This window comes from Acinetobacter sp. 22512, from assembly GCF_052044755.1.
Lineage (GTDB): Bacteria > Pseudomonadota > Gammaproteobacteria > Pseudomonadales > Moraxellaceae > Acinetobacter > Acinetobacter pittii.
The window spans coordinates 399,431-415,833 of record NZ_JBQENP010000001.1 but is presented as its reverse complement, the minus strand read 5'-3'; the positions used below and the strand labels follow the sequence as shown (position 1 = coordinate 415,833).

Annotated in this window: 15 protein-coding genes; 8 read left to right on the top strand and 7 right to left on the bottom strand. The window is 38.3% G+C overall.

From position 1 onward, the window contains the following. The first annotated feature begins 4 nt into the window (after positions 1-4). From ppsR to pgaD, 5 genes are all read left to right on the top strand, one after another. On the top strand, positions 5-841 hold the full coding sequence (ppsR, locus tag ACTJJG_RS01985) for a posphoenolpyruvate synthetase regulatory kinase/phosphorylase PpsR (RefSeq protein ID WP_002119749.1): 837 nt from the start codon (positions 5-7) through the stop codon (positions 839-841). Between the two features lie 387 nt (positions 842-1,228). Then, on the top strand, positions 1,229-3,667 hold the full coding sequence (gene pgaA / locus ACTJJG_RS01980) for a poly-beta-1,6 N-acetyl-D-glucosamine export porin PgaA (protein ID WP_372552758.1): 2,439 nt from the start codon (positions 1,229-1,231) through the stop codon (positions 3,665-3,667). Next, a complete protein-coding gene (gene pgaB / locus ACTJJG_RS01975; RefSeq protein ID WP_032055653.1) occupies positions 3,667-5,493 on the top strand; it encodes a poly-beta-1,6-N-acetyl-D-glucosamine N-deacetylase PgaB in 1,827 nt (608 codons plus the stop codon). Before pgaA ends, pgaB begins: the two co-directional genes overlap by 1 nt. Continuing rightward, positions 5,493-6,740: a poly-beta-1,6-N-acetyl-D-glucosamine synthase gene (gene pgaC / locus ACTJJG_RS01970; protein WP_032005419.1), complete on the top strand. Its 1,248-nt coding sequence runs from the start codon at positions 5,493-5,495 to the stop codon at positions 6,738-6,740. The genes pgaB and pgaC overlap by 1 nt, the downstream gene beginning before the upstream one ends. Continuing rightward, positions 6,737-7,195, top strand: a complete 459-nt coding sequence (gene pgaD, locus ACTJJG_RS01965) for a poly-beta-1,6-N-acetyl-D-glucosamine biosynthesis protein PgaD (protein WP_372552757.1) — start codon at positions 6,737-6,739, stop codon at positions 7,193-7,195. The genes pgaC and pgaD overlap by 4 nt, the downstream gene beginning before the upstream one ends. A gap of 39 nt (positions 7,196-7,234) precedes the next feature. Here the strand turns inward: pgaD and ACTJJG_RS01960 are convergent, their stop codons facing one another. From ACTJJG_RS01960 to ACTJJG_RS01940, 5 genes are all read right to left on the bottom strand, one after another. Further along, positions 7,235-7,798, bottom strand: coding sequence for a hypothetical protein (locus ACTJJG_RS01960; RefSeq protein ID WP_032004706.1), 564 nt, complete (start codon positions 7,796-7,798; stop codon positions 7,235-7,237). Positions 7,799-7,945: 147 nt separating this feature from the next. Continuing rightward, positions 7,946-8,950, bottom strand: coding sequence for an LLM class flavin-dependent oxidoreductase (locus tag ACTJJG_RS01955; RefSeq protein ID WP_032055657.1), 1,005 nt, complete (start codon positions 8,948-8,950; stop codon positions 7,946-7,948). Positions 8,951-9,083: 133 nt separating this feature from the next. Next, positions 9,084-9,590 (bottom strand): hypothetical protein, encoded by a 507-nt coding sequence (locus tag ACTJJG_RS01950; RefSeq protein WP_002119687.1) that lies wholly within the window; start codon positions 9,588-9,590, stop codon positions 9,084-9,086. A gap of 236 nt (positions 9,591-9,826) precedes the next feature. Beyond that, the gene (locus ACTJJG_RS01945) at positions 9,827-10,246 is read right to left on the bottom strand and encodes a glycine zipper domain-containing protein (RefSeq protein ID WP_002119685.1); all 420 of its coding nucleotides are present in this window, start codon (positions 10,244-10,246) and stop codon (positions 9,827-9,829) included. A 176-nt stretch (positions 10,247-10,422) separates the two neighbouring features. Beyond that, a complete protein-coding gene (locus ACTJJG_RS01940) occupies positions 10,423-11,340 on the bottom strand; it encodes a LysR family transcriptional regulator (RefSeq protein WP_032055659.1) in 918 nt (305 codons plus the stop codon). Positions 11,341-11,459: 119 nt separating this feature from the next. Here ACTJJG_RS01940 and ACTJJG_RS01935 point away from each other — a divergent pair, with 119 nt between their 5' ends. From ACTJJG_RS01935 to prmC, 3 genes are all read left to right on the top strand, one after another. Beyond that, the gene (locus ACTJJG_RS01935) at positions 11,460-12,299 is read left to right on the top strand and encodes a type 1 glutamine amidotransferase domain-containing protein (RefSeq protein WP_032055661.1); all 840 of its coding nucleotides are present in this window, start codon (positions 11,460-11,462) and stop codon (positions 12,297-12,299) included. Positions 12,300-12,589: 290 nt separating this feature from the next. Next, positions 12,590-13,678, top strand: coding sequence for a peptide chain release factor 1 (prfA, locus tag ACTJJG_RS01930; RefSeq protein ID WP_002119588.1), 1,089 nt, complete (start codon positions 12,590-12,592; stop codon positions 13,676-13,678). Further along, positions 13,678-14,493 carry a peptide chain release factor N(5)-glutamine methyltransferase gene (gene prmC, locus ACTJJG_RS01925; RefSeq protein WP_032055663.1) on the top strand — a complete coding sequence of 272 codons (816 nt, stop codon included), beginning with the start codon at positions 13,678-13,680 and terminating at the stop codon, positions 14,491-14,493. The genes prfA and prmC overlap by 1 nt, the downstream gene beginning before the upstream one ends. A gap of 2 nt (positions 14,494-14,495) precedes the next feature. Here prmC and ACTJJG_RS01920 read toward each other — a convergent pair whose 3' ends face one another. Together ACTJJG_RS01920 and ACTJJG_RS01915 are read right to left on the bottom strand one after the other, a co-directional pair. Continuing rightward, entirely contained in the window at positions 14,496-15,335 is an 840-nt protein-coding gene (locus ACTJJG_RS01920) for an ABC transporter permease (RefSeq protein WP_032055665.1), read from the bottom strand. A 3-nt stretch (positions 15,336-15,338) separates the two neighbouring features. Continuing rightward, positions 15,339-16,313 (bottom strand): aliphatic sulfonate ABC transporter substrate-binding protein, encoded by a 975-nt coding sequence (locus ACTJJG_RS01915; RefSeq protein WP_005068523.1) that lies wholly within the window; start codon positions 16,311-16,313, stop codon positions 15,339-15,341. Positions 16,314-16,403 lie beyond the last annotated feature (90 nt).

Here is a 16,403-nt window from a genome sequence, read left to right as displayed (position 1 = left end):
TTTAATGTCAGAAAGTAAACAATTTAAGCGGAGTGTTTTTTTTATTTCTGATGGAACTGCAATTACTGCCGAGACTCTTGGACATTCGTTATTAGCACAATTTCCCAATGTAGATTTTGATATTCACATCATGCCGTATATTACAACTGAAGAGGCGGCAATGGATGTGGTGGTTGAGATTAATCGATGCCAAACCAAAGATGGTTGCCTACCTTTAGTATTCGATACTTTAGTCGATCCGCATGTGCGAGAGATTATTAATACGGCTAAAGCGGTTAATCTGGATGTGTTTGAAGGTTTAATTAGTAAACTTGAACAAGAGCTTGGAACACCACCAACAACATTGGTTGGGCAGACTCATGCGGTAACCGATTCTGAATATTATAAAGCCCGTATCGATGCTGTTCATTTTGCGCTTGATAATGATGATGGGGCACGTACTCGTCATTACGATAAAGCGGATTTAATCTTAATTGGAGTTTCCCGTTCGGGTAAAACACCGACTTCTATTTACTTATCTCTTCAATTCGGTATTCGCGTTGCAAACTATCCATTAACTGAAGAAGATTTAGATGATAACCGTTTACCAGCAGTATTAAGAGCTCATCGTAGCAAGTTATTTGGTTTGATGATTGATGCTGAGCGTTTGGTCGCAATTCGTAGTGAACGTAAAGCGAATAGCCGTTATGCAAGTTTTAGCCAATGCCAAATGGAGCTAAGAGCAATTGAAGGGATTTATATTTCAGAAGGCATTAAATATTTAAACGTGACCGAAATGTCGATTGAAGAGATTTCAACTCGTATTTTACAAATGACAGGATTAAAACGTCGTATTGGTTAATTTAATCAATTGTTTATTTTAACCATTCAATTTTTGTATATTAATTTATAGATAAGTTGAATGGTTTTTTAATATATATCACAGAGAAAAATTAAAGTTTTATATATAAAACTAAATATTATTAAATAGTTCTTATTGGTTATAAGCCCGTAGTTATTTTGAAACTCGTTTGTAAATTTAAATAACACTATTGAAAAGAAGTGTATGTTTTTTATTGCACATAAAAATGATAATTCTTTATTTTTTATGAATATTTTATGAAAGCATTCATGAAAAATCCATAATTTATAAAATGTTAAATAGATCACACTTTTTTGGTGTTATGTGATTGGTTTTTGATTTTAATTATAATTTCCCACCTCGATATGGGACTATCCGATTATCAAAATGCTAAAAAAATGTATTTTTTCATTGGTATATATCTTGCCTCTTAATTTATATGCTGCTCAAGTAGATGAATTGCGAGAGCAAGCTATTCACACTTACAAAACTGGGCAAACTCAACAAGCAATATTGCAATTAGAACAATTGCTAAATAAGTACCCGCATGACCAAAAATTACTAGCTGATTATTTAGTTGTCATGTCAAGTGAAAAAAGAGATTTATTAACCTTTTCTCAGCATTTAGCAAATGTTAATTATGTGAATTTCCCAGAATATGGGCAACTACCATTAATACGTAATTTTCGTGATTTTAAACACTTCAAAGATGCAATTGATTGGTCGAATAAATTTAATATTCAAAAGACATTTGATGGGCAGATTTTATTAGCGGTTCTATATGCTGAGGCTAAAGACCCTGTAAATGCTAAGGTGCATTTATCAGGTATTAAGAGTAAAAATCTTACAGCTGATCAATTTGTTCAAATTGCTTATGCATATCGACTTATTAATTCACCTGTAGATGCTTTATCTGCAATCGAGCAAGCTTATCAACAACAACCAAAATCTTTTGCGGTTTTGCAAGAATATAGTTACGACTTGGCGGCTGTAGGCGCTTATAAAAAAGCTCAGCAGTTGCTGCTTGCCAGCGATAAAAATACGCAAATAGAATCGTTACAACACTGGTTAAAAGTCAGCGAGTTTTCTCAACGTGTAAATAACGCAATTACTCGCTATAAATATTTGAATCGGGAAGGCATGTCGGACAGTGAAGGCTTTGCCGAGCTTGATGCTGTGTTGAAACAAGGTGAACAAATACAGTCTTTGATTCAACCGTCAGACCCTAATTATTTAAGATTTCATTATGACTATTTGTATGCTTTGGACTTTCGTGGGCGTAGCCGTACGGTATTAGATGAATTTACTAAATTAAATGTACCGTTAGAAAAGCTGCCGGCTTATGTACGTCATGCGATTGCTGATAGTTATTTAGCTGAAAGACAACCGAAGCAGGCTGAACTCGCTTTTAAAACCTTACTTACCGAAAAAAACTACTCAGATATGACGGTATATACGGGGCTTTATTATTCTTATATTGAACAAGAAAAATATAAGCAAGCTGAACAACTTTTGAATGATGTTGATAGGTTGATCCCTACATATAAATATAGCCAAGCCAAAGGAGTAGATAAATCAAGCCATCCTGATCGTGATGATTATATTGCTTTACAAGGCATGCATTTAGCCTATGCAAATCATTTGGGTCAATCAGAAAAGCATTTTCAGAAACAAGTAGATCTTGCACCTGCTAATGAAGGTTTAATTAACAACCTTGCTCGTGTTGAGCGCTGGAGAGATAAACCTTTACACGCAAAGCAAACAATTGCTCGTTTAAATGGCTTAACGCCAGTTGCTAAAGATACGCGTATTAATCAAATGCAAAATGCTCAGGCTTTAGGGAATATTCCTGAGTGGCGCAAAAGCACAGAAAGTCTTTTGCAATATTATCCTGAAGATAGTGGTGTAGTTAAAAGTCGAAAAGAGTTGGATGATCGTGATATAGCAACTATCTCGCACTCAACAACTTGGGGCCAAAGTAAAGCAGAAAATAGCGATTCTGTGAGTGGGCAAAATGGCTTAAAAGATCGGGAAATGGAAACTCGTATTAATAGCCCTTGGATTAAAGATAATTATCGTCTATTTGCTTGGCATCAAGATCGTTACGGTGGATACCGTTTTGGTGATGTGCATGACCAACGTTATGGGGTTGGTGCTGAGTGGCAAGCAAACCGTAAGGCATTGTCGGCAATTTTGTCGCAAAGTACAGATGGTGGCCAAGCAGGTGTTCGTATTGATTGGTCGCAATGGTTAAACGACCACTGGCAATATCAATTGCAATATGACAGTCAGGCTAATATTCCATTACAAGCAATTGATGCTGGTGAGGATGGACAAGCTTACCGTGCTGCTTTGACATGGCAAAAAGATGAGTCACGCCAAATTGGAGCGAGCTATGGCTTAACCGATATAAGTGACGGTAATAAACAACAAGAATTTTCTACTTTTTGGCGTGAGCGATTATTCGATGCGCCTCACCATATTACTTACGGAACCGTTCGTGGATTTTATGGCAGCAATAGCCAAGATCAGACTGCTTACTTTAGCCCAAGCAATCATTACAGTGCCGAGTTGAATTTAAGCCATGACTGGGTCACTTGGCGAGAGTACGAACGCTCATTTAAACAACATTTTGAAGCTGGAGTAGGGCTATATAAACAAGCAGATTACTCAGCTCGACCAACATACTCTTTGCAATATCAACATCAATGGCAGCTCTCACGGACTTGGCAACTTAATTATGGAATTGGTTGGCAATACCATCCATACGATGGTCATGATGAACAACATACCTACGGTATTTTCGGATTTGAAGGGCGTTTTTAATGAATAACATGATGTCAAAAATGTTGAGCTGTGTGTTTGCCTCAACATTATTACCCGTACAATTTGCCTATGCCCGCATTGAAACTGAACTACCAAAAAATCATACGGTTTCGTTAACTTTTCATGATGTACGAGATGACGTACTCAAGGAAGGTGATCGTGATATTTATGCGATTCAGACCAATAATCTGGCGCAGTTTCTCGATTGGCTTAGTCAGTCGGACTGGAAACCGATTCGACTAAAAGACATTGAAGAGGCGCGCAAGCAAGGTAAAGAATTACCTCATAACTCTATTCTACTGACCTTTGATGATGGTGCTTTAAGTAGTTATAGCCGAGTATTTCCTTTGCTTAAGCAATATAAAATCCCAGCAGTTTTTGCACTTCCAACCAGTTGGTTAAATGGTAATATAAAAGCGGGTTATGAAGCCTATGGTCAAGGTAATTTGGTGAACTGGGCTCAAGTTCGTGAAATGCAAGCATCTGGCTTAGCCGAGTTTGCAAGCCATAGCGATGATTTACATCATGGTGTATTAGCCAATCCTCAAGGCAATGAGCAACCTGCTGCTACTTCTTATGCCTATTTAAAATCGCAATCACGTTATGAAACCGATGCGGAATATCAACAGCGCATTTTGCAGGATTTAAAAAAATCTTATGCAGTTTTAAAAAAAGAAGTAGGGGTTAATCCTAAAGCAATTATTTGGCCTTATGGCGCCGTGAATGAACAGTTAGAAAAGCTAGCACAACAGGCGGGTTTCCAGTTTTCATTCAGTTTGGGACGTGATGGTATGAATCGCGTGAGTGACTCAACTTTTAAGCGTAGCTTAGTCATTGATAACCCTACAGCCGAACAACTGACAGAAGGCATGTTAAATATTCTGAGCTTTGAAGAGTCAGATTTATTTAAGCAATCGCGTCATTTTGTGAGTATGGATTTAAAGCATTTGACAGCACAACAAAATGCTCAAACTGATGAAAAACTTGGGCAGTTGTTATCAAAATTGTATAGCTTAAAAAACAATGCTTTAATCTTAAAGCCTTTAGAAGACAAAGATGGAGATGGGCAATATGATGTTGCCTATTTCCCTACAGATAAAATGTCTGTTCAACAAGATATTTTAAACCGTAGTTTATGGCAGGCTCAAACTCGCGCAGGTCAATCTGTAATATTAGAATTACCTGCTTATCCGCGAAAAGATAGACCATTTTTAACTATAGATTTGGCTAAAGATATTGCGCGTTTTAACAGTAATTTAAGTGGTGTTCAGCTTAATGCAGGATCATCTTTAAATTGCGCAATGCAAAAAATAACCGTGCAAGAAAGCAGTTGCATTGAACAATCAAAACAGCTGGAACAACTGAGTGAACTGACTAAAGAAGCGGTCAAACCTTATTTAAATATGAGTAATCAGGCACAGTTTAGTTTATTGCTTACACCTGATTTAGATCATGTGGAAAATCTACCTGAGCTTATAAAAACACTTTTAATGCAACATGACTTAGTCAATTTGAAGTTTGATGTGATTGGTAAGAAAAAACAATTTAATCAGTTGTTAACGCTCTTAAATACACTTGATCAAAATGATAAGCAAAGAATAATGCTGACTTTAGTATTACCAGAAAATTCGCAGAAAAATGCTTGGGAAGATGTTCAGCAAGGACTCTTTTCTATTCAGCGAGTAGGAATCCAGAAATTCGGTATTGATGGCTATGACTTTGAAAAATCAAAAGATGTTCATCAGTACTTATATAATCCGCTTAGTCTGAATGCTAGCCCTGTGATGTATCAGCCTTTTGCTGGATTGGTAGAGGGGAAAAAGTAATGAGGGTATTACTCGATATTCTGTTTGCTTTTGCCTTTTTATATCCCTTACTGATGGCTTGGACATGGATGGTAGGGGGACTTTGGTTTTTCTTTAAAAGAGAATACCGCGAACAAGCGCTTCCTGAACCGACAGGTGAAGGATGCAGTATCATCATTCCGTGTTTTAACGAAGAAGCGCAAGTACGCCAAACAATTCGTTATGCGTTACAAACCAAATATCCGAATTTTGAAGTCATTGCTGTTAATGATGGAAGTAGTGATAGGACCGCCGAAATTCTAGATGAATTGTCAGCGCAAGATTCACGACTTCGGGTTGTACACTTAGCAGAAAATCAGGGTAAGGCCGTAGCTTTAAGATCGGGAGTACTGGTTAGTAAATACGAATATCTTGTTTGTATTGATGGCGATGCGTTGTTGCATCCGCATGCGGTACTTTGGTTAATGCAACCTTTTATTAACTTCCCGCGAATTGGTGCTGTAACTGGTAATCCACGAATTTTAAACCGATCTAGTATTTTAGGAAAATTACAAGTTGGTGAGTTTTCTTCGATTATTGGTTTGATTAAACGTGCACAACGTACATATGGTCGTATTTTTACCGTATCTGGTGTGATTGCAGCATTTCGTAAAACTGCACTCGCTCGAGTCGGGTTTTGGTCAGACGATAAAATTACCGAAGATATTGATATTTCATGGAAGTTACAGCTAGACCATTGGGATATTCAGTATATTCCACAAGCGCTTTGTTACATCTATATGCCTGAGACATTTAAAGGTCTATGGAAACAGCGTCTTCGCTGGGCGCAAGGTGGGGTAGAGGTTCTTATAGAATATATTCCACAAATGTTCAAACTGCGTGTTCGAAGAATGTGGCCGGTCATGATTGAGGCGCTAGTCAGTATTATCTGGTCTTATGTGATGATCATGATCTTCACGCTATTTTTTGTTGGATTATTTGTTGAACTGCCTCAGCAATGGCAGATCAAAACGCTTATGCCGCAGTGGTACGGTGTAATACTAGGCGGAACATGTTTGATCCAGTTTTTAGTGAGTTTGTGGATTGATCATCGTTATGACCGAGGGCGTTTTTTTAGAAATTACTTTTGGGTGATTTGGTACCCGTTATTTTTCTGGCTACTGACTTTGTTCACGAGTGTCGTTGCGGTACCAAAAACTTTATTTAACACAAAAAAACGTGCCCGTTGGGTAAGTCCAGATCGAGGCTTCCGTGGAGATAACCCATGAAACTTGAGGAAAATAAGGATATAGAGACTTTAGATATCCCTGAATATATTGATCAGCCAGAATATGTCAAAAATAAAACAGCAAACTATATATTACAAACCATTGGCTGGATTTGTTTAATGTGGTTGCTTTTCCCGTTGGTTTCACTGTTTTTATGGGTTTTTGAAGGTCACTTAATTTATGATTACGTCTGGATAGACCACTTATCAGAAGTTAAGACCTTATTACATTTAGCATTAATGATCGGAATTAGCGCGCTTATTTTAATTTTATGGGCAAGTTATAACTGGATTAGGTTTAGTGGTGAGGACCGACGTGCTAAGGCACCTAATAGTTCTGTAGAATTATTAGCGGCCCAATTTTCAGTTACTTCCGACATGCTAAATGATTTGCAAGAAAAACAGCGCATCATTTTGCATTACGATGATCATGGTAATTTGCAAAAATATGAGTAAATAAAAAAGCATGGCCTAAAACCATGCTTTTTTTTACTTTTATGGTATTGCTCTGATAATAATATCAACGGGTTGTTCTATACCATCCATGCTGTGAATAGATCTATTGGTAATTTTAACAATTGGCCATGTTTGCAATTTACAGTTGGGTTTCTGAAGTGCTGCATAATAACTGTCGGATTTAAAAAATACTTTTTTGGTGGTTGCAGTATTGGGAGTCAAAAGACGCTTAAGCCATGGTTCGTTTACTTGGGTTTCTAGAAAACGTAATGCCAGAATGCTTTTAACACGATTGTTAAATAACCTGCGGTTTTTGATAATAAGTGGGTGAGTAATTAACTTATGTGTACCCATCTGACTATGGGGCAAAATAAAATGAGGGGTGATTTGGAAGACAGTCACAAATTTTGCTTGCTGGCAGATTTTTTCAAGATGAGTCACGCTATCTTGATTTGTACCAATAATCGCGACAGATGAATGTGAAAAGTCAAACTCTTTAATTGATGTTGAGGAAATCACTTGACCAGTAAAATCTTCGAAATCTTGAGAGATATTCTGAAAAATCACTGATTTTGAAGTGTTATTTTTAATATTAATACTCATTTTCCAAAAATCCTTTTGGTTTTTAAATCATGATGTTTTTATCGTTTTAATATAAATAACCAAGCAGGCAGTTGGGGTAAAGTCTTTTCAGATAGATGGTCATCCCATACTCGAAATCAATTCAAGTATGGGAGCTTAAAGTAGAGTTTAATGTTCTGTTTTTACATTCATGAGTTGTGTAAAGCTTTCTAAACGTTTAGCTGTATCGTATACATCGCATGTAAAAATAAATTCATCAACATCGTATGTCGCTAATAAATTTTGTAAGCCAGAGCGAACCGTATCTACAGAACCAATTTGCGCCATTGCATAAAAGTTTTCGACAGAAAGTTGTTCTGCTGTATTCCATAATCCCTGCATTGATTCAACTGGTGGTTTCAGCTTCAAGCTTTCACCACGGATTAAACCTAATACGCGTTGATAAGCACTAGTTGCTAAAAATTGTGCTTCTTCATCTGTATCTGCAACAACAACAGGCACACCCATTGAAACATACGGCTTATCTAGGTACTCAGAAGGTTCAAAGTTCTCCCGATAAAGTTGAATCGCTTGACCTAACATACGTGGTGCAAAATGTGATGCAAATGAGTAAGGAAGTCCAAGTTTTGCCGCGAGTTGTGCACTAAATAGGCTAGATCCAAGTAACCAAACAGGAACATGGGTGCTTTGCCCTGGTGTTGCAATAATTTTTTGTCCTGCTTGAGGTACATCGAAATATCTTAAGATTTCGACAACATCTCGAGGAAACTGATCTTCTGTTTCTTGATGGCCACGACGTAAAGCTCGCATGGTGAGTTGGTCTGTACCGGGAGCACGGCCTAAACCAAGTTCAATACGATTTGGATATAAAGTAGCAAGCGTCCCGAACTGTTCTGCGACAACTAAAGGGGCATGGTTAGGAAGCATAATTCCGCCTGAACCTAAGCGAATATGCTGTGTATGTGCTGCAATAAAACCGAGTAAGACAGCGGTAGCTGAACTTGCGATTCCATCCATGTTGTGATGTTCAGCAAGCCAGAAACGTTCATAACCTAGTTTTTCTGCATGTTGTGCCAATTCTAATGCGTGACGTAATGAGAATTCGATGGTTTTATCATTACGAATAGGAGCAAGTTCCAAAATGGAGAACTTGGTATCTTGAAGTGATCGCATGCGATATTCTCGAATAAGGATATATCGAAATAATACGATATATGGGGTGTGATGTATATCGTTTTTTTTCGATATTAATTTTTAGCTATAAATAAAAAAGCACCCGAAGGTGCTCTTTTGATTCATCTGTGAATTAGCGGTTTTTATACCAACCACGGTGTAAGCCATTGTCATGGCGACGGCTACCACCTTTATAATAACGACGGTCACCATCGTAATATCTGCGGTCATCACGATCGTAACGATCACGGTCATAACGGTCATCGTAATTACGATCTTCAGCAACTTTACGACCTAATGCAGAACCACCAGCTGCACCTACTGCTGCACCGATGTATCCACCGTTGGTGCCGCCCATATTTTTGCCGACTGTATAACCAGCACCACCACCTAAAGCACCACCAATTGCAGCTTCTGTACGATTACGACGATCACTTGCTGCTGCTGCACCACCAGCACCACCTAAAGCAGCACCGATTGTTGCACCTGAGGTACCACCAATACTTTTACCAATTGCAGTACCCACTACACTACCTAAAGCAGAGGTTGCAGCAACACGTGTACCATTGTCAGCATGTGCAACTGTTACCATAGAAGATGTTGCAATTAATGCACTAGCCAACCAAATATTCATTTTCATCGTAGAACTCCATGTCCTTTTTACTGGAAGGACAGTTATCTTTATCTTGGGGTAAATGTAATAAAAAATTTCGTGATAATTATGGAGAACCCCAAGGGTGATACAAGTGTTTTGTGTCTGTTTGTAGTGTTTGTATTAATTTGTGGATAAACCATGAGCATACGACAAATTAGCTTTTAATCACTCATAATAAAAAAGCACCCGAAGGTGCTTAAATATCTGTTCGTCAAATTTGATTAGTGATGACGACGGTGTTTTTTCTTCCAGTGTTTAGAAGATTTTTCTGTATAACGGTCTTTAGAGATTTTATTACCCAAAGCAGAACCACCCGCAGCACCTAAAGCAGCGCCTACATAACCACCATTTGTGCCGCCCATGCTTTTACCAACCGTATAACCAGCACCACCACCTAAAGCACCGCCAATCGCAGATTCAGTACGGTTACGACGATCACTTGCAACAGCTGCACCACCAGCACCACCTAAAGCAGCACCAATTGTTGCGCCAGATGTACCGCCCATGCTTTTACCAATTGCAGTACCTGCTACGCTACCTAAAGCAGAAGCAGCTGCTACATGTGTTGTATTGTCAGCATGTGCCACAGTAACCATTGAAGTTGCTAGAACAGCGCTACATAACCAAGCATTTAATTTCATTTTGACTCCGTGTCCCTAGTTGCAGGACCCTATATCTTTTGTTACGGCAAATGTAACAAAACACTTCTCCCCAAATATGGAGAACCATCTTTTGATTATTGCAGTTTAGTGTCTGGTTTGTATGTTTTCTATTAAAATAGAATATTTAATACTCATATAGATAAATTAAGCTTTATTTAGTTTTGACGGGGGGAGTCACGATCAGAACATAGAAAATTTATTAAAGCTCTTGTCGCAGACGACATATGTTTATGTTGTGCGTACAGTAAAGAAAAGGGCCGTGTGTGACCTGCATAACCCTCAAGTAGGGGCTGCAATTTTCCTTGCCGGATCTTTTCATTAACAATAAAGCTATAACTCTGACATATTCCTAATCCACTTTCAGCAAGAGAAACTACTCCCAAAATATCTTCTTTTACTAAAATCCGATTTGATGGTATCCATTGAATTTCATTATCACCATTTTTAAAAAACCATTGAGTGACCTTACCTGTGCTCGGTAATTCAAAGGCAATACATTGGTGATGGTTTAAGTCTTCCAAGGTTTGAGGAACACCCATACGTTTTAAATATTCAGGTGAAGCAACAAGTTGAAGAGGGGCAAGCTCCAAAGGTCTGGCAATGAGAGTGCTACTAGGAAGCTGACCTTGACGAATAGCTAAATCAAATCCTTCCGCAATTAAATCGACGTTTCGATTAGAAATACTGACTTCTATTTGAATATCTGGATATTCCAAAAGAAATTTTTGTAGTAATTCTGGAAGGCGATAGTGTCCATAGGTGGTGGGTACGCTTAATTTAATTTTGCCGGAAATTAGCAGTTGCTTACCTTGAATAGCACGCTCTGCATGGTCAATTAACTGAAATGCATGTTGCATCTTTTCATAATAAAGCTGGCCTGCTTCGGTCAGACTTAAATGACGAGTTGTTCTTCTGAAAAACTGAATACCAAGTTTTTTCTCTAGCCGCGTAATTGTTCTACTAATGACTGAGGGGGTTGTTGCTAAATAAATTGCAGCTGCACTAATAGAAAGCTTCTCAGCCACAATTAAAAACACTTCAATATCGGCAAGATGGTCAAATTGACGTGACATTTAGTCCTCAAACGCAAAAAAGATTTGTATGTATGGTTGTTTTTCTACCTTATTGGCAAAAATAGAATATATCCATCCAAAATATAAAGCCAGCAAATGGTTGGAATGAAGGTCGAATGATGAAATCTCTAAATAAAATAATGCTTGCAGTAGTTGCCGCTTCAGCAGCATTCACTGCAAATGCTGCTCATGTGTTGGTTGTATTGTCTGATGAAGCCCAATTAGAGCTGAAAAAAGGCCATATTTTTAAAACTGGTTTTTATTTAAATGAATTGATGCAACCTACAAAAATGCTTTTAGATGCAGGCCATACAGTAACTTTCGCTACACCAAAAGGGAAAGCTCCAACCTTAGATGAATCATCGAATAATGCGATGTATTTTAACCAAGATGAAAAAGCATTAAAGCAATATGCAGATTTATTGCATGATCTAAAATTAACATCTGTTCAAGATTCTCCAGTTGTGAGCCTATCTCGTATTGAGCAAATTGGTGTGGGTCAGTTTGATGCTATTTATATTCCAGGTGGGCATGCACCTATGCAAGATCTATTAAAAGATAAACAACTTGGAAAAGTACTTACAGCTTTCCATAAAGCTGGTAAACCTACTGCGTTGGTCTGTCATGGTCCTATTGCATTAATGTCTACTTTACCTAATGCCTCGGAAGTAGTTGGTCAACTCGAACAAGGCAAACCAGTAAAAACTGGCGAATGGATTTATAAAAATTATCGAATGACGGTGATTAGTAATCAGGAGGAAGAGCAGGCTAAAGCTTTATTAAAAGGTGGAGAAATGAAGTCTTATCCACAAACTGTATTACAGTCACTTGGAGGTAAGTATCAAAGTAATACCATTGCATGGACTCCAAACGTAGTGGTGGACCGTGAACTTATTACAGGACAAAATCCGGCGTCAGCTGTTTTGGTGGGCAAAACCTTATTAGAAAAATTAAAATAAGTAGGCGGGGCAAAAGAGGTTTTTAAATAAAGCCTCGATTGTCATATAGAGGGAAAATATAACTTATTATTTTCTACAGAACAGCCAAATTATAGGCAAGTAATAAATCTTATTCGAAATCATTATATTTATACGCCTCTACTTATTGGGAAAGTTGATGAATTGGCTGATTATATATGTCATTTAAGCAGCATAATCTGTAAACTATGCGCTATTTTTACGATTTTGCTTATCTTCTATACTTACATAGCCTTCGATAAGCTTTTTGGACTTTTGAGATATTTCCTCTTATGAAAGCGTCACTCCGTTTACGACTTGATCAACTCTGTGATCGACATGAAGAACTTACTGCATTGCTTGCAGATGCTGAAGTGATCTCCGATAACAAACGTTTCCGTAAATTGTCTCGTGAACATAGTGATTTATCTGAAATTACCGAAGTTTGGGGCAAATACCGTCAAGCAGAAGAAGATATTGAAACTGCTGAAATGATGAAGTCTGACCCAGACTTTAAAGATATGGCAGAAGAAGAAATTCAAGCCAATAAAACATTGCTTGAAGAATTAGAAAGCCAGCTCAACATTTTGATGATTCCAAAAGATCCAAATGACTCTAATGCGGCTTATTTAGAAATCCGTGCTGGAACAGGTGGTGATGAAGCTGCGATTTTCTCTGGTGATTTGTTCCGTATGTACAGCAAATATGCCGAGACACAAGGCTGGCGTATCGAAGTCCTTTCTGAAAATGAAGGCGAGCATGGTGGCTTTAAAGAAGTTATTTGCCGTGTAGATGGTGATGGCGTTTATGGTCGCTTAAAGTTTGAAAGTGGTGCTCACCGTGTACAACGTGTGCCAGCAACTGAATCACAAGGTCGTGTGCATACATCAGCTTGTACAGTTGCGATCTTGCCTGAAATTGATGTTGATACCAACGTTGAAATTAATCCGGCAGATTTACGTATTGATACTTACCGTGCATCTGGTGCAGGTGGTCAGCACATTAACAAAACCGATTCAGCGGTGCGTATTACTCACATTCCAACCGGCACAGTGGTTGAGTGCCAAGAAGAACGTTCACAGCATAAAAACAAAGCTAAAGCGATGGCATTGTTAGTATCGCGTTTAGAAAATGCAAAACGTGCAGCAGCCGACGCAGCAACTTCTGAGATGCGCCGTGATTTGGTTGGTTCTGGTGACCGTTCTGAACGTATCCGTACTTATAACTACCCACAAGGGCGTATGACGGACCATCGTATTAACCTAACTTTATATAAGTTAGATGCAATTATGGAAGGTGATTTGACTGAATTGCTCGATAGCTTACACCGTGAATATCAGGCAGATCAGCTTGCGATGCTTGCACAGGAAAATGGCGGCTAATGAATATTGCTCAAGCGCTTGCAATTCGTGGTGAGCCTGACAGTTATGAACGACAAGAAAATGCTTGGTTACTTGAGCATTTTCTAAAAATCAATTCGCTTGAATTAAAGTTTAGACTTGAGCAAGAGTTAACTGCCCAACAAAAGCAAGATTACTTGGCTGGTCTAGAACGTATCCAAAATGGTGAGCCTTTAGCTTATGTGACGGGTTCACAGCCATTTTGGACACTCGATTTAAAAGTAACGTCTGATACTTTAGTGCCACGACCTGATACTGAGGTTTTAGTTGAAACTGTTTTAAATCTAAATTTGCCAAATACTGCAAATATTGTTGATTTGGGAACGGGAACAGGTGCAATTGCGCTTGCATTAGCAAGTGAACGTCCAGATTGGCAAGTCACGGCAACTGATATTTATGCGCCTACTTTAGAAGTCGCAAAAGAAAATGCACAAGCACATGATTTGCAACGTGTGAAATTTGCCTGCGGCGCTTGGTTTGACGCACTTGAACCACAAAAGTTTGATTTAATTGTTTCTAATCCGCCCTACATTGACCCTGAAGATGAACACATGCAAGCTTTGGCTACAGAACCACGCCGTGCATTGGTTGCAGATCATCAGGGACTGGCTGATATTGAAATTATTATTGCTCAAGGGAAAAACTGGTTAAAACCGCAAGGCTGGATTGTACTAGAGCATGGTTATGATCAGGGACAAGCTGTTCGAGATATTTTCACAGAGTATGGTTTTAGCCAAATTAAAACTATTCAAGACTATGGCCAAAATGATCGAGTCACTTTGGCATGCTGGATTTAAAATTACCTTTGTAGTGTATCTCGCCAACGTAATAACCAGTTTTCGATAAGTTTCATTAAGGTATCGGTTACTTTACCCAATAGGGCTAATAAAATAATTGCAATGATAACAATATCTGGTCGAGACGTTTCTCGGCCATCACTGAGTAAATAGCCAATCCCTTGAGTGGCTGCAATCAGTTCAGCTGCAATCATAAACATCCAAGATAAACTTAAGCTGTTACGTAAACCCGTTAAAATGCCTGGAGATGCTGCCGGTAAAATAATAGATATAATCCGCTGAAAAGCATTAAGCCGATAAACTTTTCCAACTTCAATGAGCTTTTTATCTACATTATGAATTGCTGCAACTGTATTGGTATAGGTTGGAAAAAATGCTCCGATTGCAATCAATGTAATTTTAGAACCTTCGTCAATTCCTAACCAAAGCAATAACAGGGGAATCCAAGCAAGACTTGGGATCGATTTAATTGCTGAAAAAGTTGGTTCTAAATAAGCTTCTGCTTCTTTACTTAATCCAACCCAAATCGCAAAAATTAAACCTAAACCGCTTCCTATAATAAAGCCCAACAGAACACGCCATGTACTAATATAAATATGGGCAAACAGGTCGCTATGAGCTAAATCTAAAAAAGATTGCCATAAACTAGACGGTGCAGGCAGTAGATAAGCATCGATATAGCCATTTCTGACTAAAAACTCACAAGCCGTTAAAAAGATGAGTGGAATGAGTAGCGCTTTAAACCACCGTGTAAATTTGTGGTTTAGATGCTTTTTCTCAGATTTTAAAGCCTGCTGAGCTAAGAAGTGATTTAGCTCAGCTTTGTTAAGTGAATCACTCATATACTATTTCACGACTTTTTGAGCAAAACGTGGGTCTAGCAACTGATCAACCACTTGATTGACGTTAGTACCTTTTCTAACCAAATCTTCTTCAGTCAAAATTTTCCCAGAACGTTTTAGCGCTTGTGCTTGAGTTGCTGATGGAATGCTTTGATCGAAGTTGGTTCGGCTCAGTTGTAGTTTAGCCACAGGTAGAGGAAGTTTTGATTCTTGAGCTAAAAGTGCTGCCACTTTATCTGGATTGGCTTTTGCCCATTTTCGGGCTTGTTCATAGGCTTTAATAACGGCCTCTACCGCTTCAGGGCTTTGCTTTGCAAAATCTTCTTTAACGCTCAGTACACTATAGCTATTAAATCCAACATTACGATAAAGCAATTTGGCACCCGATTGAATTTGAGCAGAAGCCATTAATGGATCAAGTCCAGCCCAAGCATCTACTTGGCCACGCTCTAATGCAGTTTTGCCGTCTGGGTGTTGTAGATGAACCAGTTGTACATCACGTTTACTCAAACCGACTGTATCTAGTGCTTGTAGTGTAAATAAGAAAGGATCGGTTCCTTTGGTGGCTGCAATTTTTTTACCTTTTAAATCTTTTAGGCTTTTAATTGGTGAATTTTTTGCGACAACAAGCGCGGTCCATTCCGGTTGGCTTTGTACATAAACCGTTTTAATTGGACTACCATTCGCTCGACTTAATACAGCAGCTAATCCAGCGGTAGAAGCAAAATCGATGCTGTTACTGTTGAGATATTCTAATGAGCGGTTACTACCTTGACTAAAAACCCATTTAATTTGGGTATTTGGCAGTGCTTTTTCGAGAAGTTTTTGATCTTTAACGATTAAACTGGTTGGTGCATAGTAAGCATAATCAAGTTTAAGTGTAGTCGGAATTGCTGCAAAAGCAGATGAAGCAAATACAAACCCCAATGTTGATGCCAACAAAGTCTTTGGTAGAGAAAATTTTGATTTTAAAGACATGATAAAAATAAAACCGAAATGAAATAGGAGATCATCCTTTCACGTGTTTAGAGGCTTATGAACTTAGTTATTTTGATTTATAAATCAGTT

What these genes read in the sequence shown, in the direction of transcription:
- ACTJJG_RS01935 (WP_032055661.1), top strand. Translation starts at nt 11,460, where the DNA reads ATGAAATCTCTAAATAAAATAATGCTTGCAGTAGTTGCCGCTTCAGCA.
- pgaB (WP_032055653.1), top strand. Translation starts at nt 3,667, where the DNA reads ATGAATAACATGATGTCAAAAATGTTGAGCTGTGTGTTTGCCTCAACA.
- pgaD (WP_372552757.1), top strand. Translation starts at nt 6,737, where the DNA reads ATGAAACTTGAGGAAAATAAGGATATAGAGACTTTAGATATCCCTGAA.
- prmC (WP_032055663.1), top strand. Translation starts at nt 13,678, where the DNA reads ATGAATATTGCTCAAGCGCTTGCAATTCGTGGTGAGCCTGACAGTTAT.
- pgaA (WP_372552758.1), top strand. Translation starts at nt 1,229, where the DNA reads ATGCTAAAAAAATGTATTTTTTCATTGGTATATATCTTGCCTCTTAAT.
- ACTJJG_RS01955 (WP_032055657.1), bottom strand. Translation starts at nt 8,950, where the DNA reads ATGCGATCACTTCAAGATACCAAGTTCTCCATTTTGGAACTTGCTCCT.
- ACTJJG_RS01915 (WP_005068523.1), bottom strand. Translation starts at nt 16,313, where the DNA reads ATGTCTTTAAAATCAAAATTTTCTCTACCAAAGACTTTGTTGGCATCA.
- ACTJJG_RS01960 (WP_032004706.1), bottom strand. Translation starts at nt 7,798, where the DNA reads ATGAGTATTAATATTAAAAATAACACTTCAAAATCAGTGATTTTTCAG.
- ACTJJG_RS01950 (WP_002119687.1), bottom strand. Translation starts at nt 9,590, where the DNA reads ATGAAAATGAATATTTGGTTGGCTAGTGCATTAATTGCAACATCTTCT.
- ppsR (WP_002119749.1), top strand. Translation starts at nt 5, where the DNA reads ATGTCAGAAAGTAAACAATTTAAGCGGAGTGTTTTTTTTATTTCTGAT.
- ACTJJG_RS01945 (WP_002119685.1), bottom strand. Translation starts at nt 10,246, where the DNA reads ATGAAATTAAATGCTTGGTTATGTAGCGCTGTTCTAGCAACTTCAATG.
- ACTJJG_RS01920 (WP_032055665.1), bottom strand. Translation starts at nt 15,335, where the DNA reads ATGAGTGATTCACTTAACAAAGCTGAGCTAAATCACTTCTTAGCTCAG.
- ACTJJG_RS01940 (WP_032055659.1), bottom strand. Translation starts at nt 11,340, where the DNA reads ATGTCACGTCAATTTGACCATCTTGCCGATATTGAAGTGTTTTTAATT.
- pgaC (WP_032005419.1), top strand. Translation starts at nt 5,493, where the DNA reads ATGAGGGTATTACTCGATATTCTGTTTGCTTTTGCCTTTTTATATCCC.
- prfA (WP_002119588.1), top strand. Translation starts at nt 12,590, where the DNA reads ATGAAAGCGTCACTCCGTTTACGACTTGATCAACTCTGTGATCGACAT.